The sequence below is a fragment of the Desulfosporosinus paludis genome (assembly GCF_045689965.1).
GTDB classification, from domain to species: Bacteria; Bacillota; Desulfitobacteriia; order Desulfitobacteriales; family Desulfitobacteriaceae; genus Desulfosporosinus; species Desulfosporosinus paludis.
Window position 1 is genome coordinate 1398445 of the sequence record NZ_CP144211.1, and the last position, 11649, is coordinate 1410093.

The following is an 11649-nucleotide window of genomic DNA, read 5'->3' on the forward strand; positions in this document are numbered from 1 at the left end:
ATCCCTGATCGGTGTTATTGTAAACAAAGTCACACTTAATATTTATTTGATTTCCTCCGCCAACTCTAAAATAATTCCCTCTGGACCACGAACGTAGCATAACTTATAACTTTCTTCATATTGCTCTATCTCACTAAAGATTTCTGTGCCCTTCTTTTTCAATTTTGCAACAATAGCTTCAATATCTTCAACAGCAAAGCAAATATGTCGGATACCCAGTGTATTTGCAAAAGGTTGCTGAATATCTTTTTCATCTGACGGCGTATAAAATTTGCTTAGCTCTCTATCCATGTCTGACCGTTTGGCATCCCCAATCCTACACATGCTACTTTAACGTCACTAAGCCCAACTATTCGGTCCAACTGATCTCCATCCAATTCCCATTCCGCTTGCACTTCAAGTCCTAAATCAAGAAAAACACTTTAGCCTCTGAAAGATCATTTACGATTATACCCACATGATCTATTCTATTGATCTTCATATCTCATACCTTCTGTGTTCCTGCTTTTTTGTAATATTAATATCCTATTATCTTAAGCCAATTTGCAACCTCTCCTGATGAAACAGTACCATTTACAGCAACGCCAGGTAGAATAATGGATTTCGAGCACTCTTTTGTTATATCATTTTCAATTTGGCCAAACCCACCACCGCCATGAGTGCAAAAGGGAATTATTGTTTTACCTGTAAAGTCATGCTGCCTAAGAAAACTCATAACTGGTGGAGCTACTGTTTTAAACCAGTTGGGTGATCCTATAAATATTGTTTGATAATCTTCTATTGGCTCATTCCCTTATATTAATTTGGGGCAAAATCCTCGGAAAATCTGATTTCTTACTTCTTTAGCAGCTGAATTATAGTCAAAGGAATAATTCTTATCTGGAATCAATTCTCTTAATGTTCCACCAGTCTGTACTGCTATTTCCAATGCTAAATTCTCTGTGGATTTGAATAATGAATAATAAACTATCAGTGTATTGTTCATATATGTTATTTCCTTCGTAAAATTTAAACTTAACCTCTTTTGCTTATCTCAGCTATTATCAATGATTTAGAGATATACATTGCTTTTATCATGTTCTTGAAGCGGGTATGATAAGAAGTACCCTCCGCATGTTTTTGCTGTGCTTTTTCACATTTGCTGATAATTGAAGATACAGGTCGTAGCGCTTCTATCAATTCTTCTTTTGTATACTTTTCCGTAACATTTTCTTCTGTAATCAATGACTTTGATATATACAATGCTTTTATCCTGTTCTTAAGGAGTGTATGCTGAGAGGTACCCTCCAAAAATTTTGGCTGTGTTTTTTCACATCTACTGATAGTTGAAGAAACAATTTGCAGGGCTTCTTCTAATTCTTCCCTTGTGTAATTATCCATAACACCACCCCCTGATAATTTTCAAACAATATGTCCTGGTCTTCAGCGGGTCACAATCAGCATTTCCAATCGATTTTTGATGGGTTTGGCTCGTTCTCCACGGCAACGGCACGCAGGGCAGCTTCCATACGCTCGCACTCTTCAGCAGCACATTTCTCGATTTGTCCCCACGGAGCATCAGTCCCGAGACGGTCATAGGCGACCGCAAGCGCTCCATAAAAGGCAAGCCCTATGCAATGCCGTGCGGAATGGATGGTCGACGCGCATTGACCTATCGCCCTTGCGGAAGCTTGTGCAACAGGATTTCCGTCTGTTTCGCGGGCAGCCGCATGGCACTCAAGTATTTCCGCTTTTGCCTGCGGCAGTTTAATAGCTCCCGACAGCCACTCCCGAGCTGCGTTCACCGCATTTTGTGGACGTAGGTCATCTGGATAGTACTTGCACCACAGCGGCAATATAACTCGCTGGGAATAGTCAACTGCCCAATTCGCTAGCGTTACCTTACTCTGCGTTTCTATTAATTTCATAAGCGACTGAATATACGGTGCTTTCCAGTCGCTTAGCATCTTTCTTGCTTTTGGCATACCCATCCTCCCCATTACCTGTTCGTTTATATTGGTGTGAAAAGTCAAATACTCTTTATCAATTTCAATTTGCAATCCGTCCTGTTACGAAAGAAAAATATCTCTTCGCTAAATTGGAATTTGTCGACTATCACGCATTCAAAACTAATTGCCGGGCAGTTGGATGCCGAGCCAACCGCTTGCATCGCATTGGCCATATTCATTATCACCCACGGCAACCACCGTACCATCCGATTTAAGACCGAGAGTATGAGCGCAACCCGCCGCAACTGCCACGATGTCGCGCCAGCCACTTACATTACATTGGCCATGCTTATTCCAACCCACTGCCGACACGGTACCGTCCGATTTTAGTCCGATCGTATGACTACTTCCCACCGCTATCGACGCAATGCCACGCCAGCCACTTACATCACATTGTCCTTCTCTGTTGAAGCCCACAGCCATCACAGTACTATCCGATTTAAGCCCAACGGTATGAAGGTAACCCGCCGCGACTGCCACAATATCGTGCCAGACGCTTACATTGCATTGGCCGTAACGATTGATACCCACACTCGTCACCGTGCCGTCCGATTTAAGTCCGACGGTATGCCAGTCACCCGCCGCGACCGCCATAATATCACGCCAGTCGCCTACATCGCATTCGCCGTAAGTGTTGCGGCCCACAGCCACCACTGTGCCATCCGATTTAAGCCCAATGGTGCGCCGCCAACCCGCCGCAACCGCTTTAATATCACACCAGTCGTTTACATCGCATTGGCCATGCTTATTCCAACCCACTGCCGACACGGTACCGTCCGATTTTAGTCCGATCGTATGAGCATTACCCGTGTTCGTCGCCATATGAACATTACCAGCTGCGACTGCCACAATATCGCACCAACCACTGACATCACATTGGCCGTAATTATTATCACCCACAGCCGTCACCGTGCCGTCCAACTTAAGACCAATTGTATGACGACGGCCCGCAGCTAAAGTATATTTGTCCTTAAATAAGACCATTCCACTACCTCCAGTGCGCGTGGATGAAAAAATGCAAAAAATGTTTCCCCAAACTAACATTGCAGTACGAGGAAACACATCATTTTCGGGTCTAAGCCACAACATATAGTGGCTCTCTCACTGGGTTTATGCCCTATATAGTGGTGTGTTTTCTTTGCAGGAGAACTACCGTCTCAACGTGCCCCGTCCAAGGAAACATATCCACCGACTGCACACTCTCCACCCTATATTTCCCCGCAGCCAAAATACCCAAGTCCCTGGCAAGTGTCCCCGGATCACAGGATACATAAACAATACGCTTAGGCTCAATTTCCAATAAACGCTTAATAACGTTAGGATGCATACCCGCCCGCGGCGGATCGAGAATTACCACATCTGGTTTATCTTCGCTGCTGATCATAACGTCTTCAACTTTCCCAACTAAGAAATCAACCTTTGCGGAGTTTCCATGATTAGCAGCATTTATACGGGCATCCTGAACTGCAAAGGGGTTTTCTTCTATACCCAAGACTTTCTTTGCATTAGGGGCCAAGGTCAATGCCAAGGTTCCTATGCCCGTATAAAGGTCCCACACCTGCTCTTCTCCGCTCAATTCGGCAGCCGTCCTGACGAGTTCATAGAGAATTTCGGTTTGTAGGGAATTAACTTGCAGAAAGGATAGTGGTGTTACTTTAAAGGAGTTGCCAAGAATGGTATGGCAGAATGTTTCGTCTCCCCATACTAATTTCAGATCTCCCTGGGAATCCGCCCACCAAATAGAGCGAAGCCTGTCTTTGGCAAGGGCGTTGAGAAATCCCGGATTGTTTTTGACCTCCGCTGCAACTGCCGGATAGTTTCCTCCTTCTAATAATAAGAGTCCTTCCTGCTGAGTATTTTCCCGAAATGTCAAAGTATGAATTTCCGCTAATTCCTGAGAAAGGCTTTCCGTTGAAGTTCCCCCTTGCCCTTGTCCGTCTTTTCCGGTTAAAAACTCTTCAGTTCGCCGAATCCAACGATTCATTCGCTCGCTAAGTAAGAGACAGTCCTGGAAACGGACAAGGACCCGGGACTTTTCTTTGAAATATCCCAATTGTCCCGTCTGATCTCTGTGCAAACGCACCTTATTGCGATAGCGCCAGGGTGCTGCCATCCCAATGGTTGGTCTCACCGGAATGTTAAGTTTGCCGATTCTTAACAAGGCATCCTCAACCCAGCGTTGTTTCCACTTAAGGGTCTCCGTATAAGTCATATGCTGAAGCTGGCATCCGCCGCATTCTTCAAAGACATGACAAGGGGGATCAACTCTTTCCGGCGAATGCCGGATAACTGTCAGTAAACGGGCACGCTGAAATTTCTTCTTGCTCTCTATAACTTCTACCAGCCCGGTTTCTCCGGGAAGCAGTCTCGGTACAAAGGTAGCTAAGCCTTCTTGATACCCGATCCCGGAACCATCCGAGAGAAGCCTGAGACAGTCCATTTGGAAACTATCTCGAATCTTTTTCTGATTTAAACTTTTAGAATTCATATTAATCTCCCTAAAAGATATCTCTAAACTAACCTAGCAAACCTTAAATAACTCCAATAAACAGGGCATATCTCAAGCGAACTATCATAATCTCCAGCAACAGTAACCACCCGCACGCCTCTAGCACACCTCTAGTAAGCTCCCGCAGACTACCTCAGGCAATCCCTGGCAATCTCCAAAAGACCTCCGGCGCACCGCCCGGCAAGTCTTGATAAAGTTTAATAAATCCTTCCCTTCGCAGTCCCCAAGACTCCCTTAATCTCTTAAGCTAATAGCGCTGTATCCAGAGGGCTAAAGCCATCAAAATATTCCAGGTTCCGTGAGCGACAACGGACGGCCATATGCTGGAAGAACGCTCATAGAGCCAAGTAAGGACAAGCCCTCCCAGGAACAGCGGCAGTAAGCGAATTAAGTCAAAATGCAGCAGGGCGAAAAAGATCCCTGTCAGGAGGATTCCTTTGCCTCTGCCATGAGCCTCTCGCAGCGGCGGGTAGATTAAGCCGCGAAAAAGCATTTCTTCCTTAATGGGTGCAATAATTCCTCCTAATAAGATAAGAAGCATAAATTCCCAAGGATAGTTTGCCCCTTTAACTGCGATGGCAAAACTTTGCGGCGCGGGAATCCCTAAAATCTTTGTCAGTTCATTCCCTAACAGGCCAATACTGACAAATAAGAAGCAACCAACTGCGAATCCTAAAAGGAGAAAGCGTTTTTGCGGTCTCACAAAACCCAGATCTGAGAAGGGACGGCGAATAAGGTGCATAAAAATCCAAATGGCGGCAACATAAAGAAATACATCTCCCAGTCCGACTCCCAAAAACCTTAGTATTCCGGACACTGTGACGAGATCTTTAGGGGTTTCCAGCCATCCCAGGGGAAATTCCAGGATTGTAACGAAAGCTATGATAAACAATCCCTGCCAAATGTTCCAGGTTGGCCGTCTTGGTGGAATACGAGACTCTTTGCTTTTGCGTCGTGTAGGCATCTCACTCATCCTCAATTTCTTAGTAGTCAAGCCTTTCCTTTTCCAATTTTAATGGTTCCCCCTGTTAATGTCCAGAGACGCGAAAAGAAGGGGTCTCTCTATAGGGACTCCCTTCTCCAAATTACCCAAGGTAGTTGCTTTATTCCGTTATATTTTCTCCTATTCAGCAGACGATTTTAAACTAAGACTTTTTACGCCAAATTTTTAATTGTTTGGCCTCTTCAATGAGTCCTTCTCTAAAATCAGGGTGAGCAATAGAAATTAAGGCTTCTGCTCTCTGCCAAGTGGAGAGACCTTTTAAATTAACTTTTCCGAATTCGGTTACGACATATTGTACCGTTGGTCTTGTATCGGTGATGACTGAGCCAAGGGTCATAGTTCCTTTAATCCGGGAGTGAACCTTGCCTTCTTTATCTTTGTAGGTGGCTGGCAAGCAAATGAAGCTTTTTCCTCCCTTGGAATGATAGGCCGCCTCCACAAAGTCCAGTTGACCGCCGGCACCGCTGATCATGCTGGATCCGGTAGATTCCGAGCAAACTTGACCCGTCAGATCGATTTCCAAGGCACTATTGATTGAAATGAGTTGGTCGATTTGAGAAGCGACAAAAGGCAAGTTGGAATAGTCTACAGGGTAACCGGCTAAGGACGGGTTATCACGCATAAAATCATAGAGTTTTTGCGTACCTGCCGCAAAGGAATAAACAATCCTGCCGCGGTCTAATTTTTTACATTTTCCTGTAACCTTACCTGCTTCCACCATGTCCACAAATCCGTCGACCAACATTTCTGTGTGAATTCCTAAATCCTTGAGATCCGACTCAGCGATCATCTGGCCTAAAGCATTGGGCATCCCGCCAATTCCAAGTTGGATACACGCCCCATCACTAATTTCCGGAAGGACAAAGGCAGCGATTTGTTTATCGATCTCGGAAGCTGGAGCCGATGGTAAGATTGGAAGGCCTCGATGCCCACCTTCAACGACATAATCCACTTTGGAAATATGCACCATGTGGTCATATCCTCCGTGAACTCTCGGCATATCTTCATTGACTTCAACGATCACTGTGCGCGCTTTTTCAATCGCCGCGGCATAGTGTGATACAGTGACGCCAAAGCTGAAATATCCATGCTCATCCATAGGAGCTACCTGAATGGCCACGACATCTGTTTGCAAATTTTCACGTATGTAACGAGGCAGCTCCGAATATTTCAGAGGAATATAATAAGCTAATCCTTTTTGAGCCAGTTTACGCTCACGTCCACCAAGGTGCCAACTGTTCCAGGTAAAATGTTCTCCTGTTGGATCACTCTCAATGCACGCCAATGGGCTTAATATCACGCCTCCGCGCAGATTTACATCGTGGAGCTCGTCTTTACGCCGAGCCAAGGCTTCATCTAATAGAGCAGGCATGCTCGCGGCCCAGGCAAATTCTACCCAATCTCCGCTTCGAATTGCTTTTACTGCTTCGTCTGCTGAAACGCATTTCTTTAGATACTCTTCCCTAATCATTGCTGCATCCCCCTTACTTTATTCCAGAACTCCTATGCTTTTAAGAATAGCTAAGCTTCAACTATCTGCTCTAGTTTAAATACATAGAGAGTATTATTTATATTTGCAATTTTCGTGCCAATTGAGTATTCAATGGATTCGGAATCTTTCGTTTACAGCTGCACCAAGTCTTGGAGAGCATGTCTAATGCTTATTTTTATCAAGAAACTCAAACAAGACATGTATACAATTATTGACACAAAATCATTCAATAATGTATAACTGTAGGCCAGAACTCGCTTTAAAGCCATGTCTACTAATCGATACATGTATTTAATTGTTTACAATTTTGGAAACTTGTCTAACCTTTCATCACAGTATCCAGTATATGTCAGACATTAGCCGCCGTCTGTCACCTAAGTTATACTGATATACTTATTCAAGGTAAGATACTTCTTGGCTATCCAGAAAAGTAGTCACCTTTATTCTCCATGGTATCATTTTAACGGCATAAGAGTCCAGTACAAAAAAGCAGGCAACGGGTTAATCCCAAAGCCTGCTTATTTAACGCTAAATTTTGCCTATTTTGCAAACTGCATTCCAATACTTCTCTGCTATAGTTGCAATAAATAAGGGGGGTTGATTCAAGGGTGTTATCTCATACCTTCGATAATGGCCTGTGCCATCTCCTGAGTCCCGGAGTTCCCTCCAAGATCCGGAGTAATGTAGTCCTTATGTCTTAAAACATGATCAATTCCCTGCTCTACCCTTTGGGCTTCCTTTTCGAATCCCAGATATTTAAGCATTTCAACCCCGGAAAGGATCATAGCCAAGGGGTTCGCGACATTTTTACCGGCAATCTGAGGAGCGCTGCCATGAACTGCCTCAAAGACTGCCCCCATTTCTCCGATGTTGGCACCTGGGGCAACCCCTAAGCCCCCCACTAAGCCTGCGACTAGGTCAGACACAATGTCTCCGTAAAGGTTCGGCAATACTAAGACATCCAGTTGTTCAGGAACTTGAACCAAATTCATACATAAAGCATCGACAATCCGATCTTCACATTCAATCTCCGGAAATTCTCGGGCCACACCGCGAATGCTTTCCAGGAAAAGCCCATCGCTTAGTTTCATGATATTGGCTTTATGAACAATGGTCACACGTTTGCGTCCTTCCCGCCGGGCCAGCTCAAAGGCATATCGGCCAATTCGCTCGGAAGCTTCACGGGTGATTACTTTAATACTTTCGGCTGCATGCCTTCCCACCATATGTTCAATGCCGGCGTAAAGATCCTCTGTGTTTTCTCGAACAACTACAATATCGACTCCCTGATATTTCGAGGGGACGTTCGGCAAGTTGCGCAAATGCCGGACATTGGCAAATAACTGCAATTGTTGACGCAAGGCCACATTAACGCTGCGAAACCCTTTCCCGACGGGAGTGGTAATGGGCCCTTTTATGGCCACTTTGTTGCGGCGAATTGTCTCTAAGACATGATCCGGCAAGGGTGTTCCATACTTGGCAATACAGGACTCTCCGGCTTCGGCAATTTCCCAATCCAGCGGAGCTTGACTGGCGGAAATAACTTTTTGGGTAGCAGCACTCACCTCAGGACCTATGCCGTCACCAGGAATTAATGTAACCTTGATTGTCATGATGTTATACTTCCTTTCACTCAAAGAGACGGCTCCGCGCCGCCTCTTTTGACTTTGGCCTATTATTGTTGACCTTGTTGTTTTATCATATCCGCATAGATATAAGCCAGCTCTTTATCGAAAAGCGAACGTTTCATATCGACTGCTATCGATCGCACCCTAGCCAGCATTTCAACAGCTTCTTCTTCCGTAATTTCTTTGCCATATTCTTTGAACTTAGCTCTAATGGATGCCGTCCCCGAGTGTTTGCCGATGACAATCTGGCGCTCCAGGCCTACATCTTCCGGACTGAAGGCTTCGTAGGTTCTAGGGTTCTTCAAAGCTCCATCGGCATGAATCCCTGATTCATGGGCAAACATGTTGCTGCCCACGATTGATTTCCATGGGGGGAGCATCCGGCCTGAAGCTCGGGCAACATATTCGGATAGCTCGACAAAACGCTCGGTGGTAAAACTTAAATCCGTATCCAGCAAATACTTAAGAGCCATGACAACTTCTTCTAACGCAGCATTACCGGCTCGTTCACCTAGACCATTAACTGTCACCCCAACGTGTGAAGCACCCGCCTTAACGCCGGCTAAAGCATTGGCGGTGGCCATCCCAAAATCATCATGGGTATGCATTTCTACGTCAATCCCCGCTTTTTCGATTAACGTTTTAATATTATCATACGTCGTAAAGGGATCAAGTATCCCAACCGTATCGCAATAACGCAAACGGTCAGCCCCTGCCTTTTTTGCCTCTTTTGCGAATTGGACCAAAAAATCCATATCCGAACGTGAGGCATCTTCCGCATTAACAGAAATATACACTCCTTCGCGTTTGGCGAAGGTTGCAGCTTTAATCATTCGTTCCAGAACATCCTCACGGGTCGTTTTGAGTTTATGCTCAATATGAATATCTGAGGTGGAAATTGAAATCGCCACAGCATCAACTCCACAGGCCAGGGAAGTTTCGATGTCCGAGATGACCGCCCGATTCCAGCCCATGATACTTGCTTTTAAACCAAGCTTTGCTATCTCGCTGATGGCTTTTTTCTCGTCTCCGCCCATCACTGCGACTCCGGCTTCAATTTGCTGAACCCCAACTTCATCGAGTAAGCGAGCGATGCGCAATTTTTCTTGGTTGGAAAAAACTACTCCAGCTGTTTGCTCTCCATCCCGCAACGTTGTATCTACAATCGTTAAATGTCTCAAATCAGACACACCCCTCTTCTTCAACTCGGAACTATATTATACTTTCCAGTGCATATTTATTCTCTATACTAGCACAATACCCCCGAAGTTTGAAGGAGATCGAAATGCTTATACTGTATACTTAGTAGACTTCAAACGCTCAAGATCATATTCTTAAGCCTTGCGACATTCTCCTGACCATTCTCGCTGTCTCTCGTCTCTCGTCCAAGAGGAACATATTTTTTCTCGATTTATTGTTCATTTAGACTTGCAGCTGTTTTAACCTGAATGAAGGTGAAGACTTGCAGTTATAACCTGAAGGAAGGTGCCTTAAATCGAAAAACAATTCAGGGTACCTTCCTTCTATAGGTCTGAGTGATTAAATTCTGAACGATATTTTAAACTCTAAAGAAATGTAAACCCTCAAAGGTTGTCTTCTAATGATTTGCTAATGTCTCTTTAAGCAATTGATTGACAAGACCCGGATTGGCCTGCCCCTTCGTTGCTTTCATAATTTGACCAACTAAGAAGCCAATGGCCCGTTCTTTGCCCGCGCGATAATCCTCTACCGATTGAGGATTAGCTGCAATCACCCCATCGATAATTCCGTGCAATGCTCCCTCATCACTGATTTGGGCGAGCCCTTTCTCCTTGACAATCTGTTCAGGGTCCTTACCCGATGTATACATCTCTTCGAGGACAGATTTGGCAATTTTCCCGCTCAGAGTCCCCTTATCAATGAGTTTGAGGAGTTCCACTAACTGTTTCGCTGAAATCGGCGAATCCGCAACCCGACACTGATTACTGTTCAGAAGACGAGTCAAATCCCCCATAACCCAGTTCGCTAAGCTCTTAGCATCTCCACCGCAAGCCAGACCCAAATCAAAATAATCCGCCATAGCTTTTGTTTGGGTAATCACTGCGGCATCATAAGCCGACAGGTCTAAGCCTTGCAGGCGAGCCCGTCGTTCGGCAGGAAGTTCCGGCAAGGTCTGGCGAATCCTTTCCACCCACTCCCGTTCAATCACAAGGGGAACAAGATCCGGCTCGGGGAAATAGCGATAATCATGGGCCTCTTCTTTGGAACGCAAGGCCAGGGTAATCCCTCTGCCCTCATCCCAAGTCCGAGTTTCTTGAATGACTTCTTCTCCGGCATCAAGGACACGCGCCTGACGAGCAACTTCATATTCCATACAGCGCCTTACAGAGCTGAATGAATTAAGGTTTTTTGTCTCGGTTCTAGTGCCAAAGGTTGCTGAGCCGACAGGTCTCAGAGAGACATTGACATCGAAGCGGACTGAACCTTGCTCCATACGGCAATCCGACACTTCGGTATATTCCAGAATTTGAACCAGTTGTTCCAGATAGGCCAAAACCTCAGGAATAGAGCGCATATCGGGCTCAGATACGATCTCCAGGAGGGGTACCCCGGCGCGGTTGTAATCGACGGAAGAGGAATCGGAGGTTGTGATGGTCTCTCCACTGTGGACAAGCTTACCGGCGTCTTCCTCCATATGAGCTCTGGTGATCCCGATCCGCTTTTTCACGCCATCAACCTCAATCTCCAAACCACCCTTTTTACAAATGGGCAGATCGAATTGCGAGGTCTGGTAGTTCTTCGTCAAATCCGGGTAATAGTAATTTTTACGATCAAATTTGGAGAAATCCGCAATCTCGCAGTTTAAAGCCAGACCGGCTTTAATCGCATAATTGACAACGTCACGGTTCAGAACCGGAAGCGTCCCGGGCATGCCTAGGCATACCGGGCAGACATGGGTATTTTGCTCTCCCCAAACTCAGTTGTACAGCCACAGAATATTTTCGTTTTGGTTTGAAGTTCAACGTGTACTTCTAAACCACAAACCATTT

The 11649-nt window shown here is 45.3% G+C and carries 9 protein-coding genes and 2 pseudogenes; all 11 read right to left on the reverse strand.

The genetic code is table 11. The annotated features are described in order from the left end of the window. Positions 1–42: 42 nt before the first annotated feature. The 11 genes and pseudogenes from VZF35_RS07245 to gatB all read right to left on the reverse strand — a co-directional run bounded on the left by VZF35_RS07245 (position 43) and on the right by gatB (position 11647). Positions 43–291: a VOC family protein gene (locus VZF35_RS07245; protein WP_407312324.1), complete on the reverse strand. Its 249-nt coding sequence runs from the start codon at positions 289–291 to the stop codon at positions 43–45. Positions 292–517: 226 nt separating this feature from the next. After that, positions 518–985, reverse strand: a pseudogene (locus VZF35_RS07250) (flavodoxin). 29 nt (positions 986–1014) lie between these two features. Beyond that, entirely contained in the window at positions 1015–1380 is a 366-nt protein-coding gene (locus VZF35_RS07255; protein ID WP_407312326.1) for a hypothetical protein, read from the reverse strand. Positions 1381–1436: 56 nt separating this feature from the next. Beyond that, positions 1437–2039 (reverse strand): putative immunity protein, encoded by a 603-nt coding sequence (locus tag VZF35_RS07260; protein WP_407312328.1) that lies wholly within the window; start codon positions 2037–2039, stop codon positions 1437–1439. Positions 2040–2108: 69 nt separating this feature from the next. After that, positions 2109–2972, reverse strand: a complete 864-nt coding sequence (locus VZF35_RS07265; RefSeq protein WP_407312330.1) for an RCC1 domain-containing protein — start codon at positions 2970–2972, stop codon at positions 2109–2111. 133 nt (positions 2973–3105) lie between these two features. Beyond that, complete coding sequence (rlmD, locus tag VZF35_RS07270) at positions 3106–4476, reverse strand: 23S rRNA (uracil(1939)-C(5))-methyltransferase RlmD (protein WP_407312332.1); 1371 nt, start codon at positions 4474–4476, stop codon at positions 3106–3108. A 268-nt stretch (positions 4477–4744) separates the two neighbouring features. Further along, on the reverse strand, positions 4745–5470 hold the full coding sequence (locus VZF35_RS07275) for a CPBP family intramembrane glutamic endopeptidase (RefSeq protein ID WP_407312334.1): 726 nt from the start codon (positions 5468–5470) through the stop codon (positions 4745–4747). Positions 5471–5642: 172 nt separating this feature from the next. After that, complete coding sequence (locus VZF35_RS07280; RefSeq protein ID WP_407312336.1) at positions 5643–6971, reverse strand: acetyl-CoA hydrolase/transferase family protein; 1329 nt, start codon at positions 6969–6971, stop codon at positions 5643–5645. A gap of 632 nt (positions 6972–7603) precedes the next feature. Next, positions 7604–8605 (reverse strand): isocitrate/isopropylmalate dehydrogenase family protein, encoded by a 1002-nt coding sequence (locus VZF35_RS07285; protein ID WP_407312338.1) that lies wholly within the window; start codon positions 8603–8605, stop codon positions 7604–7606. 62 nt (positions 8606–8667) lie between these two features. Beyond that, on the reverse strand, positions 8668–9801 hold the full coding sequence (gene nifV / locus VZF35_RS07290; RefSeq protein WP_407312340.1) for a homocitrate synthase: 1134 nt from the start codon (positions 9799–9801) through the stop codon (positions 8668–8670). A gap of 416 nt (positions 9802–10217) precedes the next feature. Beyond that, positions 10218–11647, reverse strand: a pseudogene (gene gatB, locus VZF35_RS07295) (Asp-tRNA(Asn)/Glu-tRNA(Gln) amidotransferase subunit GatB). Positions 11648–11649: the final 2 nt, after the last annotated feature.